The 16,724-nt window shown below is 70.2% G+C and carries 9 protein-coding genes and 1 pseudogene; all 10 read right to left on the minus strand.

Annotated elements, in window-relative coordinates; all coding sequences use genetic code 11:
• Positions 1–12 precede the first annotated feature (12 nt).
• Positions 13–1,278 (minus strand): hypothetical protein, encoded by a 1,266-nt coding sequence (locus tag ABT170_RS07745; protein WP_351864959.1) that lies wholly within the window; start codon positions 1,276–1,278, stop codon positions 13–15.
• Positions 1,242–7,700: an eCIS core domain-containing protein gene (locus tag ABT170_RS07750; RefSeq protein ID WP_351864962.1), complete on the minus strand. Its 6,459-nt coding sequence runs from the start codon at positions 7,698–7,700 to the stop codon at positions 1,242–1,244. Before ABT170_RS07750 ends, ABT170_RS07745 begins: the two co-directional genes overlap by 37 nt.
• The gene (locus ABT170_RS07755; RefSeq protein ID WP_329944097.1) at positions 7,697–8,038 is read right to left on the minus strand and encodes a hypothetical protein; all 342 of its coding nucleotides are present in this window, start codon (positions 8,036–8,038) and stop codon (positions 7,697–7,699) included. The genes ABT170_RS07750 and ABT170_RS07755 overlap by 4 nt, the downstream gene beginning before the upstream one ends.
• Positions 8,029–10,149 (minus strand): annotated as a pseudogene (locus ABT170_RS07760) (ATP-binding protein); the annotation flags it as partial. The pseudogene ABT170_RS07760 and the gene ABT170_RS07755, both read right to left, overlap by 10 nt.
• A gap of 152 nt (positions 10,150–10,301) precedes the next feature.
• Positions 10,302–11,195 carry a Pvc16 family protein gene (locus ABT170_RS07765; RefSeq protein WP_351864968.1) on the minus strand — a complete coding sequence of 298 codons (894 nt, stop codon included), beginning with the start codon at positions 11,193–11,195 and terminating at the stop codon, positions 10,302–10,304.
• Positions 11,196–11,199: 4 nt separating this feature from the next.
• Positions 11,200–11,958: a hypothetical protein gene (locus tag ABT170_RS07770; protein WP_329944094.1), complete on the minus strand. Its 759-nt coding sequence runs from the start codon at positions 11,956–11,958 to the stop codon at positions 11,200–11,202.
• Positions 11,951–12,739: a T4 family baseplate hub assembly chaperone gene (locus tag ABT170_RS07775; RefSeq protein WP_351864971.1), complete on the minus strand. Its 789-nt coding sequence runs from the start codon at positions 12,737–12,739 to the stop codon at positions 11,951–11,953. The genes ABT170_RS07770 and ABT170_RS07775 overlap by 8 nt, the downstream gene beginning before the upstream one ends.
• A 62-nt stretch (positions 12,740–12,801) precedes the next feature.
• Entirely contained in the window at positions 12,802–13,326 is a 525-nt protein-coding gene (locus ABT170_RS07780) for a phage tail protein (protein WP_266931071.1), read from the minus strand.
• Positions 13,327–13,363: 37 nt separating this feature from the next.
• Entirely contained in the window at positions 13,364–15,214 is a 1,851-nt protein-coding gene (locus ABT170_RS07785; protein ID WP_351864974.1) for a phage tail sheath family protein, read from the minus strand.
• 519 nt (positions 15,215–15,733) lie between these two features.
• Positions 15,734–16,696, minus strand: a complete 963-nt coding sequence (locus ABT170_RS07790) for a helix-turn-helix domain-containing protein (RefSeq protein ID WP_351865233.1) — start codon at positions 16,694–16,696, stop codon at positions 15,734–15,736.
• Positions 16,697–16,724 lie beyond the last annotated feature (28 nt).

The raw sequence follows: 16,724 nt of genomic DNA on the forward strand, positions 1-16,724 counted from the left end.
CCTCTCTGGGACCTAGGACTGGAACTTCGTGCTGGATACGCGGCAGCCGTCACACCAGAATCCGTACAGGATTCCTTCGAATCCCATGTTTCCGAACAGGGTCGGACCACTGCTGACGGAGGCAAGAAAGGGCATTGCGTCATGGCATTCAGGACATCGGGGATGCTGCTCCGTCTCCACCCAGCGAGGCAATCCACCTACTTGGTGCAGTGATTCACCGGGGACGGCCTCGACGCTCACCCCGGTCTGATTTCTATGGACTTCCAGAGTCAACGACTGTTCGCCGCCCGGAACGAGCCGGACCGCTTTGCCGGCCGGTCCCTTCGGTCCGTAGTACACCTTCAGGACCGTCTGCCCGTCCTCGCTGATCCTGACGGTGGTCGAGTCGAGTGCCTCGCAGCCGCAGGAGTACCAGAAAAACGATGCATCGTTTTTCAGGTCGAAAGGAGAATCGGCGGCGGAGACTCGGAGTAGACGCTCAGCAGGGGACGCACACTCAAGACATAGAGGAACGTCTCCCTCGACGCGACCGCCCACGATGTTGTTTCCCATGCCCTGCCCGGTGATGAACCCCATGTGAGCTGGGCGATGCCCTGCCTCTCTGCCCGTATCCGGGAGGTGGCCAGCCAATTGGCAAAGCATTTCCCATTCGGAGTGCTCGTCAACCGATTCCCTGGCTGAGAGGACAAGTTCCACGGCGTACTCGGTACGGATCAAAGCCAGCGCTTCCAGAAGGGAGAGGTCTCCCTCGGTGCGCCACTTCTCGGCGAAAGCGTCGGCCAGTTCATCGGGGGCGCCGGAGAGCAAGCTGCGCTGTACGTCTTCGTTCTCGATCCGGTCGGCGTAGGGACGGAGTCGCTCGGGTGCGTAGACACCGATGTTGAAGAGGACGTCGATCAAAGGTGAATCCTGGTCGGCCTGAGAGACGAAGTCTGAGATGAGGCCATCGAGGAGCGTCCCGGGAAGCCAGGCTACGAGCCATGTCACCGCTTCGGCAAGCCCCTCTTCCACCCGTAGGCGCTCGGCGGCGCGCGTTTTCGCCTCCCAGGCGCCCGGGATCAGTTCGAGGTATTGGGCCAGGTACGTGGCAGTATTCGCATCTTGTGTCTTCAGGAGGAAATCGACCGCAGCGGCGACCCCATGATCCGGTTTCTGGGATAGCAGAGCAAAGATTCTCTCTCTCTTCGCGATCCCTGACAACTTTTTATCGAAGACAATCTCTTCTGCTTCCCGATCCGCACTCAAGGGGTTGTGCTCACTTTCTTCGCAATTTTCCAATAATCCAGGAGAAGTGTGTCGATGTCATCGGAATAGTTGATCACTTTTGTGTCCGCCAGGTGTTTGTAATGGCGAACAAATGCGATGACTTGTTCAGGTTTCAAGTCCGGTGGTGCGCCAAGATACTTGAGATAGAACTCGAAGTCATTCTTGACGGCCAATGTGAGGTCCTGGGCATCCTTCCTGATCTGAGAAATTTTGTTCATCGTCCAGTATGTGCGGCCTTCCTTGTGTAAATCCTGGGTGACAACCGTGGTGAGTGCCTTGTCGTAGATTTCCTGGGCTCCAGTATCCTTCTTTCCGCCCGAGTTTGGGATGTTGAGCAGCTTAGCGTCTTGGTGAACCTTCTTCTCTCGCCTTCTCAGGTCGCGTCGCTGAGTGGGTCGAATCGTTCCGTCCTTTTCCAGCTTGAGGAGTTCCGCCAGCTTTTCGTCCTCCACGGCGGCTTCCCGTACGGCCTTGTTCTTGGCGGCCTGGATGAGTGCGGCGCCGGAGGGGATATGGTCTGCGGTTAGCCTGCTGGCGTCTGCCGGAGATTTCTTCACGTCTTCCCAGGCGACTGATTCACCCTCCTGCGTGTACGTTCCCGGGGTGAGGGGTGCCTTCTTGAGGATATTGGCGAGTGGTGAGGACAGGCTGCTGCGTGTCCCCTGGATCCCGGCGGATTGCGCTTGCGGGTTTCCTTGCTGTGCGGCATCGCCGGGCGTTGCCTGTGCGGAATCCCTTCTGTTCTGACGATCCTCGACCTCACGCTCGAGTTCTTCGGCGGTCTGCCGCCGGTTTTGCTCTTCCTCGCCACTGAGAGGTGTGTCGGGGTCCTGCTCGGTCTCCTCGTATCCGATCACACCCTCTTCAGGATTGAGTCGTGCCCGGATTTCCCCTCGCGTCTGACCCTGCATGTCAAGTCGGGTCAGCCGGTAAAAGATCCGCATACCGGTCAAGGTCGCCTGCATGAGCGGACGGAAGATCCCGCCCTTCAGCAACCTTCGAAGCTTCGGCTGGATACGGGCGACGATCTTGCGGAGGCGCTCGTCTTTCGACTCCTTCGAGTCCTCGTCCTTCTTACGCCGGTCCTTCTTGTCCTGCTTCTCCTTGGCCGGGTCCTTGTCCTTCGGCTTTCCGTCCCTGTCCCGGTCCTTGCGCTTGTCGTCCCTCGGCTTCTTCGGGCCCTTGGTGTCGTCCCTGTCCTTGGGCTTCTTGCCGTCCCCGTCCTTGTCCTTCGGCTTGGCGGGCTTGCCCGGGGTGTCCTTGTCGCCTGGCTTGTCCTTGGGCTTGGTGGGGTCCTGGTCCTTCGGTTTGGCCGGGGTGTCCTTGTCGTCCTTGGGCTTGCCCGGAGTGCCGTCCTTCGGCTTCGTGTCCGGCTCGGTCTTCGGCTTCGCCGGAGGCTCGGCTTTCGGCTTGGGCCTCGGGGACGGGGTGGGGCGGGTGTCCGGCTTGTTGTCGTCCTTGTCCTTCGGCTGACCGTTCTTGTCCTTGGACGTGGACGTCGGCGTCGTGGGCTTCTTGCCGTCTCCCGGGCCCGTCTTCGGCTTGCCGTTCGGGCCCGGCGTCGTGGACTTCGGGGGCGTGGTGGTCTTCGGGTCCTGGCCCTTCTTGTCGTCGCCCTTGCCCTTGTCGCCGTTGCTTCCCCTGTCGTCCGAGCCGGCCGCACCCGGGCCCTTGCCGTTGCCCTTCTCGCCGCCATTGCCGAGCCTCGCCGCGACGCCCTTGAGGCGTGTGCCGACCTTGGAGACGTACTTGCCGATGCCCGTCATCAGTGCCTGGTACAGGACTTCCAGCAGGGCGACGACGCCCGCCGCGACCGCCTTGGCGAAGAGGATTCCGGCGCCTCCGCCGCGTACGGACTTCAGCCAGTCCAGCACCATGCCCAGCGCGCTCAGGATCGCGCTCAGCGCGCCCCAGGCCGTGCGGATGGCGTCGATGACGGCCATCACCCAGCCCGCGCCCGGGATCAGCTTGGCGACGATCTTCGTCATGACGAGTTCGCCGATGATCAGGGGGAGTTGGGGGACTACCGCGTCCCACGCCTCCTTGACGATCTCCTCCATCTTGATGCCGCCCTTGAGCAGCTTGTCCAAGATGGCCTTCGGGACCCCGATGATTTCCTGGATCTTGTCGTTGAACCACTGCTTGACCGCGGCCTTGACCTCGCGGAAGAGGTGGTTCTTCGCCCCGTCCACCGCGGAGTTCTTCGCGCCGCCCAGCCAGCCGCCGGGGTCGGAGAGGAAGTCGACCGCGATGAGCATCCAGTCGCCGAGCGCGCTGAGCAGCTTCGAGGCGAAGTCCAGAACGGCCTTCACGGCGTCCACGACCGCCTTGACCACGGCATCCAGCATCTTCTTCAGGAAGTCCAGGATGCTGCTCAGCAGCTTGCCGATGGCGTCCAGCAGATCCGTGATGATCTGCTTCAGCATCGTCGCGAGCCTGTTGACCAGGGCGATCGCCGCCTCGATCAGGCCCGTGATGAACTTCCTGATGCTGTTGGCCAGTTCGATGATGGCCCGCACCATGGCCTTCGCGAACTCGATCAGATCGTTGATCAGGTTCTTGATCGCCTCGACGATGAACTTGCGTGCCTCGTTGATCCAGCGTTCGACGGTCTCCTTGAAGTTCTTGATGAAGCCGACGACCGCGTCCCGCGCCGCCCTGATGACGCGGACGATCGCGTTCTTGATCTCGATGACTTTTTGCTTGATCCAGTCGAACGCCTTGCTGACCCAGTTGCCCGACTGCTCGACGCTGTTGTCGCGCTCCTTCTCCGCGTCCCTCTCGGCCTTGGTGTTCTCGTCCCGGATCTTCCTGTCGCCGTCCTCCTTCTCCTTGGTGACGTCCTCGTCGGTCTTCTTCTCCTTGTCCTCGACGTCCGTGCGGACCTTCTCGTGCCGCTCGGTCTTCTTCGTGCCCAGGCTCTTGAGCTCGGCGTCCTGCTCCTCGCGCCAGTCGGCACGTTCGGCGTCGACATCGGCAAGAGCCTTCTCGCGTTCGCCCGCCTGACTGGCGGTGTTGGTTGCGACCTCGGCGTCGATCTTCGCCTTGTGCTTCTGCTGGGAGTCGCGGAAGTCCTTGTCCTTGGTCTGGCGGCCCTCGGACATCCCCTTCTGGCCGTCGCTGAAAGCGGCCTGGAACTCCGGCCCCTTCTCGTGCTCCGCCACCTTGGAGGCCGCCTCGGGCGGTACGGCTCCGGTTCCCGCGCCGCCGTCCGGCGCGGCTCCCCTGCCGCCCTGGCCGCCCGGGACCTTCGCGGTCATCTGCTCCTTGGGAGCATTGGGGTAGACCTGGTTCTCGCCCATCGGGCGCCCGGCGTCGTCCCTGCCGGTCGCGACCGTCTCCTGGCCCTTGGTGTCGACGGCCGTGCCCTGCTCGCCCGCCGTCTGCTCGGCGGCGCCCTGCATCTCCACGCCCGGCGCTTTGCCCGCCTGGGCCTTCTTCAGCGCCTCGTCCTTCGTCGGCAGACCGGCGAACTTGGCGGCCAGTTCCTGCGGGTCCACCACGGGCTTGTCGGCGCCGAAGGCGCTCGCGATCCCGTTCACGATCTTGCCGCCGATGAAGCCCAGCGCCATCTTGAACGTGTCCCAGCCGCCCGGCTCCTCGGCCTTCTCCGCCTCGATCTGGCCCTCGGGCTCCTTGGCGCCCTCGACCTCGGCCTTCTCGTCCTTCGGGGCCTCGGACTTCGCCGCCGGGTCCTGGGAGTACTGGGCCGCCTCGGCCGCCTTCGGCTTGCCCTGGAGCGTCTGGGGCGCCCCCGCCGGACGCTGCATCGAGGGCGGCGAGGCGGCGAGGCTCTTGTGCTCGTCGCCGACCGTGCGGTCCACGGAGCCGCTGACCCCGCTCATCGCCTGGAGCGCCTTGTGCGGCTTGAGCTTCGAGGCGGTGGACAGACCGGCCTCCGGGGCCACCCCGGAGAGGTTCGGCGCGGCTCCCGAGTCCTTCTTGCCCTTGCCCTTGCCCGGGGCGGTCGCTTTGGAGCCCCCGCCGCCGCCCCGGCCGCCGCCCCCGCCCCGGCCCCCGCCGCCGGGCGAACCCTTGGCGGCCGGGGCCGACTTGGACGCCCCGTTCTTGGGAGCAGCCGCGGGTTTGGCCGAGGTCGGGGCGTCGGCGGGCTTCGTGGGCTCCGGGGCGGCGGGGGTCTTCGGCGCCGGGCTCTCCGTACGGGACACGGGCTCGCTCTGCGAGGGGGCCGCCTCGGCGGACCCGCTCGGCGCATCCGCGTCGGACCCGCCGGAGACATGGGTGTCCCGCGCGGGTGAGGGGGACTGCGCGTCCGCCGCCGGTTCGTTCCGGGCCGCCGGCGCGGCGTCGGTCCTCCTCTGCTCCTCCTTCGCGGCCGGCTCCGGTGCCGCCGCCGTGCCCGCCACCGCCTGCGGCGAGGCCTTCTCCTGGGCGCCGCTCTGTTTCTCGCCCCCGGCCGGAGTGCCCTTCTCCTCCTTGGCCGCCGCCTCCTTGGCGTCGCTCCCGGACTCCGTCCCGCCCGGCGCCTCCTGCACGGTCCTCTGCGCGGCGACCGGCCCGGCCTTCGGGTCGTCACCGCTCTTCGGGTCCTTCGACGTCGTCCCCGGAAGCGGCCCGGCGGCCTGCTCCAGCGCGAGTGCGCCGGGCTGCGCCCCTGCCGGCCCGGCCTCGTCCGCCTCGGCCGAGGGCTCCGTACCGTCGGACGGACCGGCGCCGTCCTCCTCCGGTACGGCCTGTGCCGCCGCGTCCTCGGCGTCCTCCGCCTCCCGCTCGGCCCGCACCTGCTCGGCCTTCGTCACCGGGGGCGCGGGGAACGACGGAGTGCTCGCGGCACCGGACGAGGACGGGTCCAGTTTGTCCGCGGTCGGTACGGCGGACACATCGAGGTCCTGCGCGGGGACGAAGTCCTCCGGCTGGAGCTTGACGTCCCAGGCGCTGTCCTGCCCGCCGCCGGCCTCGACCTCCGACCCGCCGCCGGAGCCGAACGGGTCCTCGTCGGTCTTCTCCTCGGGGCCGTCGAGATCCTGGTCGCGTACGCCGTCGAGCGTGCTGAACGCACCGGGCAGCTGGGTGTCCTTGCCGGCCGCGGACGCCGGACCCGTGGGCTTGTCCGAGCCCCGCTTGTCCTCCGGCTTCAGCTGCTGGCCCGCCACGAGCGACTCGGTCGCGCCCGGCCGGTTCCTGGCGGCGGACTCCTCCTTGCTCGCCGCCGGGGCGCTCTGCTGTTCCCGGCCCTCCTGGCCTTCCTGCCCCGCTCGCCCCTCCCGGCCGCCTTCCGCCTTCTCGGAGGACTGCTTCCCGCTCCCCGACGACGCGGAGGAGGACGAGGACGAGGCTTCCTGCTGCGGCGCCGATGCCGGTGCCGGCGCCGCGGCCTCCGCCTGCCCGCCCGCCGGTGCCTCCGGGGCCGTACCGACGCCGGTGTTCCCGGGAGCCGTGATGCCCGTACCGGCCTTTGAAGCCTGTTCCCCGTCACCCTCCTGGGGCCTGCCCGTGTTCTCCGGCGTACTCCCGGGGGCGCCCTCGTCCTGCTCCTGTTCCTTCTCCGGACCGGGCGCCGCCGCGGGCTCCTCGGCCTCCGCCCGCTCCTCCTCGTCGTCCCGGCGCGCGGTCTCGCGCTCGTTCCACAGCTCCTGGGCCGGATCGCTCTCGGCGGTGGGGGTGTCGAGCGCGTCCCGTTCCAGGTCGTCGTACGCCTCGACCTCGTCGACCAGGTCGAGCACCCGCTCGTGCTCCGAACTGAGCAGCCTGGTCTCCAGCCGCTCCAGGACGGTGTCCTGCAACTCGTCGGGCAGCAGGGCCAGCTGCCTGCGAGTGCGCTTGGAGCGGTCCTCCGGGTCACCGCGCAGCGAGCGTACGACGGAGTTCGCCAGCCGCTCCACGAGCGTCGCCGGGTCGATCTGCTCCAGCCGGTTCCGGTCCGCGTCCACGGTCGCGTACCGCAGCCAGCCGGGCGTCGCCTGCCCCTCCCCGACCTCGGCCGCGCTCTCCCCGGCCCCGGTCGCCGTCCGCCCCTCGGCGCGTACCGACTCCCGCGCCGCCGACTCCGCCTCGCGCTCCATCGCCTGCTGCGGCAGGCTCACCGCACCCGGGTCACGCCCGGCGCGCAGGGTGCCGAGACCGTGCGGGTTCTGCACCGTGTGCAGCAACTCGTGGGCCAGCAGGCGCTGTCCGTCGACCGTGCCCGGACGGTAGGTCCCCTCGCGGAAGAAGATGTCCTGGCCGACCGCGACCGCGTCCGCGCCGAGCATCTCGGTGAGCGCGCCCGCGTCCGGATCGGTGTGCAGCCGCACCCGGCCGAAGTCGTGGCCGAGCTGCTCCTCCAGCTCCCGCCGTGCGCTCAGGTCGAGCGGCTGGCCCGCACCGCTGACGATGTTCTTCGGCTCCGGAGCGTGCGAGGCCGCACGCTCCTTGCGCTTGCGCCGCTTGGCGGACTGGTCCGTACGCGACTCCTGCGAGTGGGACGTACTCATCGCGACGCCTCACCCCCGCCCGAGAGCCCTGTGTGCACCGCGCGGGCCAGCTCCTGCCCCAGCCGCCGGGAGGAGACCGTCGCGGGCAGCGGGGGCAGCCCCGCCAGGGACTCCAGCGCCTGCCCGCCGTCGGCGGCCAGCGGCACCCCCCGCTCCCGTACGAGCCGGCCCAACTCCGCCCGGAACGCTTCCGACACCCGCTCCGGGTCAACCCGGCCGAACCCGTCGAGGACCAGCTCGCCGATGTCGACCCGTACCGTCCCCTGACGCGGCTCCTGCTGCGGCTCCTGACGCGGTGGCGGATGCGGCTCGTCGCGTCGCCGCTCGTTCAGACCCATCCGTGCACCTCCGAGGGCGTCAGGGAACGGTCGAGCTTGAGGTACTCGGTACGGGCGGCCTCCAGCATGTGGCGCATCTGGAGCCGGTCGCCCTCCTCCGCCGCCAGGAACGCACCCGACAGCGCGATGTTGCGGATGGAGCCGCCCGCCACGGTCAGCCGGGCCAGCAGTTCCGGCTCGACGCCCTTCATCGGCGCCCGCGCGGGCAGCACCCGGCGCCAGATCTCGGCCCGCTCGCTCTCACCCGGGAACGGGAAGTCGACGACGAAGCGGATGCGGCGCATGAACGCCGTGTCCAGCGCCTGCTTCATGTTCGTCGTGAGGATCGCGAGCCCCCGGTACGCCTCCATCCGCATCAGCAGATAGCTGACTTCGAGGTTGGCGTACCGGTCGTGGCTGTCCTTGACCTCGCTGCGCTTGCCGAACAGCGCGTCCGCCTCGTCGAACAGCAGCAGCGCCCCGCCCTGCTCGGCGGCGTCGAACACCTTGCGGAGGTTCTTCTCGGTCTCACCGATGTATTTGCTGACCACCTGCGACAGATCGATGATGAACAGGTCCAGGCCCAGCTCCCGCGCCATCACCTCGGCGGCCAGCGTCTTGCCCGTACCGGAGCCGCCCGCGAACAGCGCGGTGACCCCGAGACCCCGGCGGAGCGTCTCGGCGAAGCCCCACTCCTGGTACACGGTCGGCCGCTGCCGCACATGCGCGACGATCTCCCGCAGCACCTTCAACTGCCGTTCCGCCAGCACCAGATCGCCCCAGCCGGCGTGCGGCTCGATCCGCCGGCCCAGCTCGTCCATGCCCATCCGGGCCTCGGTGAGCCCCGCCTGCCAGGCCAGTCCGGTCGCGTCGAGCGTGTCCTCCCCGGGCAGGTCCCGGGCCACCGCGGCGCCCGCCGAGCGCACCAGGTGCGGCGGCAGCGAGAACTGGGCCACGAGGTCGCGCAGATCGCCGGGCGACACCTCCGGTACGCCGGCGAACGCGTCCGTCCACACCCCGAGCTGCTCGTCCGCGTCCAGCGGTGGAACGGTGACCCGCTCCCCGCGCGGGCGCGCCGTCCGCCTGGGGTCGGGACTCGACACGACCAGCGGTACGGCGGCGCTCTCCACGAACGCGTCGGTGGCGGCGGCCTGTTCGCGGTCCAGGTCGCCGACCTCCACCAGCAGTGCCGCGGGCAGCAGGATCGCCTCGCGCTGCCACAGCCGGGCCAGCAGGTCCCGCGCGTCCGGAGCGGACGGAACGTCGGCGGCCGACATCTCGTACAGCCCGAGCCCCGAGCGGCGGGCCGCCACCGCCGCGATGTCCGCCCGTGTCCGCAGATCGCCGCCGACCAGCTCGACCCGGAGCGGCGCCCCGCGCCCCGCCCCGGCCCAGCCCGCCGCGACCCGGCCCGCCGCCAGGTCGTACGAGGCGGGCAGCACGTCCGGCACGGCCGTCCGGCGCAGCATCCCGTGCAGCCGGGCGTCCAGGTAGGGCGAACCGGCCAGGAAGTGCAGGATCCGCTCGTCGAGCCGGAGCCGGGACGTGGTCAGCCGGGACTCGTCCTCCAGCTCGACGATCCGCCAGCGGCGCAGCGGGGCGACGGGGGTGAGGGCGCTCCAGTGCGCGTCGTCCAGCGCGGCGAGGGCGAGCGAGAAGGTGGGGTACGCGCGCTCCGGGTCCCCGCTGGCCGCGGCGCAGCGGGCGGCGGTGGTGGGCTCCAGCTCGGCCGCCGCGGTCAGCAGGACGATCTCGCGCTCGAACGGGCTGAGGCCGAAGCAGGCGACGAGGGCGTCGAGGGCGGCCGGACCGGTGACGCCGGGGGAGGTGGCCACGAGGCCGGCGGTACTGGAGGCCGTGTCCGGGACCGCGTCCGAAGCCGCGCCTGTGTCCGAAGCCCCGTTCGTGTCGGGAGCCGCGTCCGAAGCCGAAGCCGAAGCCGAAGCCGAAGCCGTGTCCGCGTCCGCAGTCGCGTCCGGGGTCGCGTTCCGGCGGCGGGTGGTGCGGGCGCGCCCGGCGTGCGCGTCCACCCGGGCGAGGACGGCGCGAACGGCCGCCGAGAGCGCACGCCCCTGCGCCGCCGCGTCCCGGCCGCTGTCCCCGGTCCCGCCGGAGCCCGCGCCCGCGCCCGTGGCCCTGCCCGTGTCAGCGCCGAAGTCCGTGTTGCCGCCTGTGCCTGTGCCTGTGCCTGCGCCTGTGTCTGCGGCCCCGGTCCGGCCGTTGCTGTCGTTCGTCCCCATGTCCTCACCCCCCATGTCCTCACCCCCCGTGTTCCGCACTCGGTTCAGCTCTTGTCGTCCGGCGTCGGCGCGTCGTTCTCGGCGGCCTTGCGGGGACGTGGCGCGGCTGCCCGCCGGGCGGGGGCCTTCGTGGCCTTGGCGGGGGTCTTCGCGGGCGCCTCGGCCGGTCTTCCGGCGGGCGGCCCGGCGGCGGTCCGCGCGGCTGCGGGCGCGCTCCTCGGGGGCGGGGAGGCGGTTCCCGCGTCCGTACCGGCCGCCTCGCGATCCGCTCCGTCCGCCGCGGACGCCGCCTCCGGGACCTCCGCCCGGGGCGGCACCGGTGCCCCGGGGGCGCCGAACGGCAGCACCCGTACCGTGCGCTCCTCCACGGGCTTCGCCGGGACCGGCTTCTCGCGGCCCTCGATCACCACCAGCGACGCCTGGTAGGCCACCGACAGGGTGTACGGGGTCTGGTGGAGCATTCCCCAGAGCTTGGACGTCTCGTCGACATCCATGACCGTCGGTGTGAAGCGCACCTTCTGTATCGAGGCGGCCAGATCGCTGCCCGACAGATACGGGCGCTCGGCGGCGAGCTCGATCAACTCCCTGGGCAGCACCGGGATCTCGTGCAGGGTGCGGATCACACAGCCCAGCAGCCGCTGGCCGACGAGTTCCGCCTCCTCCCCGTACGCGCTGATGACGTAGTGCAGATCCAGCGGTGCCGCCGCGCGGTTGCGCAGGGTGCCGTCCGAGGCGCGTGTCGGCAGGTCGTTGTTGCGCATCGCGGCGTTCGGGGTCACCTGGTAGAGGAAGACCGTGATGGTCGGTTCGCCCGGCGGCTCCGACGGCGGCTTGCGGGTCTCCACCTTGACCGCGATGTCCATCTCCGGCCCCAGGTTGCTCTCGATCAGCAGGGCGAGCGCCTGGGTGACCGTGGCGACGGCGAGTGCGTTGCTCATGTCGTCAATCCCTCTTCCCGCCGCGCGAGAGGTAGTCGTCCAGAGTCAGTACGGGGGCCGGCCGCCCGGCCGGCTGCGCGGGGCGCCCGCCCGGTGGGCCGTTCGTCCCGGCCGTCGGCGCCGCGCTGACCTCCAGCCGGCCGATCTGCACATGGACGACCCGGTCGGCCGGGCGCGGTGCGCGCCGTCCCACCGAGCCGAGCGCGGCACCGCGCGCGGCGGCGGTGTCGGAGCCGCGTGGCGCGGTGGACGCGGCCGTACGGGCGAAGCCGGCGGACGGCGGGACCGGTGCGGCTGCCACCGCCGGAGCGGTGGGCGGGGCGTCCGGCGCGGAGGGGCCGCCCCGCCGGGCCGCCCGCGCGCCCTCCGCCGTACCGGGCCGCCGTGCGGGCGCCGGAGCCGCCGAGGGGCGCGGCAGGGGGGTGGACGCCGGTGCCGGGGACAGGGCCGGCGGGCCGTCCCACGCGGGCCGCGGGGCCTGCTCGGTGCGCACCACGGTGTGCCGTTCGGTGTGGGTCTCCCGCCCCGGCCGCGTCGTCAGGGGCAGGGCGGGGCGGGAGTGCGGGGGAGCGGAGGGGAGCAGCGCGGCCGGTTCGTCCGGCTCGGGCGGGGCCTGCCGCAGGGCCTCGGCACGCTCGAACGGGCCGGGCAGCCGTGGACGTACGCGCACCCGCGCGCCGGAGCTGTCGGGGCCACCGGGGCCGCCGGAACTGTCGGCCACCGGCGCGTACCGGGCGAGGAGCCGGTCGAAGTAGTCAGGCATCGGTGCACAGCTCCAGGTAGTAGCGGCGCCGAAGGGGACTGAGCGCCAGGATTTCCGGCTCGCTCCACCCGTAGGCGGTGGCGAGCAGATGGACGTCCAGGAGCAAATCCCTTGCCCAGTTGTCCAGTTCGGTCCACAGGTAGAAGGAGATGTCCAGCTCGGCGACGGTCGCCGCGCCGCACTCCGGGCACACCACGTTCAGCGTCACCTCGGCCGTCGGATCCGCCTCCGCGGCCTTCTCCGCGATGAGCTGTTCCACCCGTTCGGGAAGCAGCTCGGCCAGGTGCTCCGCGGCGACGGGCTCCCCGTCGCGCAGGGCCCGCAGCGTGCAGCCCGTCAGCAGCCGGCGACGTGCCCCGGACGGCGAACCGGGTGAGCCCCCGGCACCCCCGGCACCCCCGGTGGCCCCGGCCGCCGCGAGGTCGGCGACGGTCGGCAGCCGGAACTCGACCACCCACCCGTCCTCCGCCACCCTCAGCGGCCGGTCCGGGACCGTCCCGCGTGCGCCCAGAGCACCCGCGTCGAGGTCGAACTCCATCGCCTCGTCGCAGGTCCCGCACTCGATCCGTACCTGCATCAGCTCGCCGAACAGCGAGCGGCGCAGCGCGAACAGGTCCGCCTCCCGCTCACCGACCGGCACCGACAGCAACGCGTCCGTGCCGGTCCCCGGGCGGGCCGCCCGGTGCAGCAGCAGCGATCTGTCCGCCGCACCCAGGGCGAGCCCGCTCTCCCACGCGGCCAGCAGCTCGGCGGGTCCCACCGGACCCGTACCGGGGGTCATGTCCGGACCCCGGCCGGGCTACGACGAGGAGCCATCGTCATTCCTCCGTGCACGCGCGAGGCTCAGGCAGGGTGGGTGAACGACGGCTCGGCCGGTTCCGGAACCTCGTAGTCCCGCTCCCAGCCCTCGCACTCCAGCTTCACGCTCTGGATGGCGACCGCGTTGGCGTTCGCGTCGAGCTCGCCCATGACCTGGTACTCGCTCACCCACGCCCGGTAGAGCTTGTGCGAGACCGCGACCTGCCCGGCCTCGTTGAGGACCTGGATGATGATGTCCTTGCGGAAGTCGCGCAGCGACACCTCGGAGCCGAGCCCGGCGCCGACCTGCCAGACCTTGTTGGCCCAGCGGTCGAACTCCGGGTCGTGGGTCACACCGCGTTCCAGCGTGACCCCCTCGAACTCGGAGCGGCCCGGCGACTTCCTCGGCGAACTGGGGTCTCCGCCGTGCCGGTGCTTGACCACTTCCGTGGTCCGCTTCAACGGACTGATCTTGCTGATGCCCGCGACCGTTCGACCGTCCCACAGGACCAGGAACTTGAAATTCTTGTAGGGGTCAAAGCGATGGGCGTTTACCTGGAACTCAGCCATCGGTTTCCTTCGTGTTCCTTTACCTCGGGTCCTGGGATTACGAGAGGTCGAACTGACCGGCCATCTGCTGGATCTTGACGATCACGAACTCGGCGGGCCTGACCGGTGCGATGCCGATCACCACATTCACCACACCGCGTTCGATGTCGGCATCGGTGGTGGTGTCCTTGTCGCACTTCACGAAGTACGCCTCACGGGGTGTGCCGCCCTTGAACGCGCCCTGGCGGAACAGATCATTCAGATAGGCCGAGGCATTCAGCCGGATCTGCTGCCACAGCTGTTCGTCGTTCGGCTCGAAGACCACCCACTGGAGTCCCCGGTACAGGCTCTCCTCGATGTGCAGGGCGAGCCGGCGCACCGGAACGTACTTCCACTCGCTCTCCAGCGCGTCCGCGCCCTGGAGCGTCCGGGCGCCCCAGACGAGCGGCCCCACCACCGGGAAGGTCCGCAGGCAGTTGACGCCCAGCGGGTTGAGCAGCGCGTTGTCCCGGTCGGTCAGCCTGACCGTCAGGGAACGCACTCCGGCCAGCCGCGCGTCGGTGCCGGCCGGGGCCTTCCAGACGCCGCGCTCCCCGTCCGTACGGGCGATGACACCGGCCACCGCGCCCGAGGGCGGGAACGAGCGGAGCCGCCCGGTCAGCGGGTCGGTGAGCTGGAGGTGCGGGAAGTACAGGCCGGAGTGGTCGCTGCGCACCGCGTCGAACGCGCCGATCCCGGCCCGCGCCGCGTCGACGCTTCCCCAGGTCGACGGCGAGTCGACCAGCAGGAAGATCCGGCGTTCGCGGCAGAGCTGTTCGGCGGCGGACAGCACGGTGGCCATGTCGTCGACGGACTCGTACGCCGAGAGCTCGGGCAGCGCCAGCAGGTTGACGTCGTCCACGTCGCGCAGCGCGTGCACCCCGGTCTTGCGGGCCTCGCTGCCGATGAGGTCGAGCGGTCCGGGGGCGTCGCCGTCCTTGCCGCCCGCCAGCGGGAAGACGGGCGGGTTCACCGAGGCTTCGAGGCCGAGGTCGTTGGCGCACTCGCCGACGAACCGCACGATGTCCTCCGGGTCGACGGACCCGGCGACCACCTGGAGACGGCGGCCGAAGGCGATGACCTCCGCGCCGGCGAAGGCGTGCTTGCCGGGGGCGTCGGGCAGGGCGCGCAGCTTGCGCTCCAGGAGCAGGGCCAGCTCGGCGACCGTGTGCGGCGGTTCGCCGTCCCGGTCGGGTTCGAAGAGCGTGAACTCCCGCTCCACATCGCCGATCTTCACCTTCAGCTCGACGTTCAGACCGGGCAGGTTCGCGGCGAACGGCTTGGAGACGGTGCCGGACGGGTCGGGCCGGTCCTCGTCCAGGACCTTCACCCGGACGAGCGAGGAGCCCGCGCCCACGACCGTTTCGACGAAGCGGCCGTGACCGGAGTGCATCGACAGGCCGGTGAAGGACTCGCGGGCACCGCCGCGGGCGTCCAGGACGTGCAGGTTGAAGGTCTTGTCCGGGGTGGACGTGTCATGGTCGACGGCCACCCGCAGCCCCGAGCCCCACACGCCCGGTTCCTTCGCGTGGACCTCCAGCACGGGGCACGCGCTGCGGCCCTCGGTGGACTCCAGGGTGACGCAGGCCTCTTCACCGGTGCCGGCCTTGGCCACCCGGACGACGACCGCGACCGTCCCGCCGTTGCCGAAGAACTGGTGCACGGCGTAGCCGACCGCGCTTTGCGACGTGAGTCCGCCGAAGCGCCGCTCGAAGTCGGCGAAACTGGTGATGCGCACCGGTTGGTTGAGCGGTCCTCGGCGGGTGTGCCCCACGAAAGCGGTCACCGATGTGGTGACCGAGGCGATGGTCCGAACGCTGCTGGGAAGTTCTTCGATGTAAACGCCGGGATAGCCCATGTGCGTCGGCATTCCCCCTCCATTCCCTTCGCGCACCAAGAGATGAGGAGAGGAGGTGAAGGAATTGCCCGCTGGTCATGTGGTCACGGACATACGATCTTCGCTGCTTCCCCCGCCGCACACCCCGTGCGATCTATGTCTCGCAGGGCCAATTCGCATGCACATGCGCTTGTGGCTCCTGATGCATGAGTGCCTCTGCGAGTTTCGTTCTTGTATCAAGAGATGGTCAAGGCGGTAATCCGGTCATCCGGCGAAAAGCGTCCGTGAATATCCGGCAAGGCCTGTTCCGCGTGGTCAGCCGGATATGGGAGATCGAACATGAAGACGGATTCACCGGTACTTCACGTTCCATGCCGCACGGGGGAGTGATTTCAGCCGTTCATCAGGCCCTGCGGCGCGCCGACTTGTGTCTTGTTCCAGCGGTAATGTTCCGGTTTTCGGCAGGCCGGAAGGGGCATGTCGGCCGGCCGCGGACCGGTCAATGGCGCATGACCGGCCAACGGGTCGCCGGATCAGGGGAGTCCGGACGGGTCAGCCGGCCTTCGCCGTGGCCACCTGGGTGTCCAGGGCGGCGCGGAGCCAGTCCTCCGACGCGCCGAACGTCGGCTCCGGCGAGCCGGACAGCTGGGCGGTCAGTTCCCAGTAGCGGCCGATACGGGGGTCCGAGGTCCGGGCCAGCACGTCGCTGAGGCGGCGGCGGAAGCCGGGGGTGTCCCGCAGACCGCGGAGGCGGGCGAACGCGTCGACGAAACTGTCGAGAGCCTCGCCCTCGCGCGGGGGCCGCCCCGCCCGCAGGTCGGGGGAGGCGATCGCGAACGCCTCACGGAGACCGTCGTAGAGCATGTCCGGCCGGCAGCCCTCGCCCAGCAGCAGGTACTCGGGCCGGCAGACGCTGATGTCGCCACCGATGCCGGAGCCGACGTCGCAGGCGAGCGCGTGGAGCCGGGCGAAGGCCAGCACCTGGTCCGGGGCCGGGTCCGCCGGAGGCTGTGGAACCGCGGCCTCGATGATCCACGACTTCTGGGCCGCCGGAAGCCGTACGGGCAGGACGCGACGCCAGAAACGCGCCAGTGACGTGGTGTCGGGCGGGGTGGCCATCTGGCCGATCAGGAGCAGCCGCCCGGCCCGTTCCCCCGGCGGGCAGTCCTGGAGCAGCTGGAGCGCGGCCTCCCGCCAGCGCATCGCGGTCATACGCGTTCCGAGGTCCTTCAGCCGGTCCGCGATGACGTCCTCCAGCGCGTCCTCCAGCGCGTCGTCCCGGTCCAGCACCCGGCCCACGTCCGGCACCGGCAGGTCCAGTGCGCGCAGCGACCGGATCAGCCGGAGGCGGTCGAGCGCCTCGGGGCCGTAACGGCGATGCCCCCCGGTGCTGCGCCCCGCCTCGGGCAGCAGACCGCGGTCCGAGTAGAAGCGGACGGTCTTGACCGTGACGCGCGCCCGCGCCGCCAGCTCCCCGATGCTCCATGTGCCGTCGGGGGACGCGTCGTTCCACATGCCGTCGGGGCACACGTCTTGAACCTCC

This window comes from Streptomyces sp. NPDC001787 (assembly GCF_040297465.1).
In the GTDB taxonomy this organism is placed as follows: domain Bacteria; phylum Actinomycetota; class Actinomycetes; order Streptomycetales; family Streptomycetaceae; genus Streptomyces.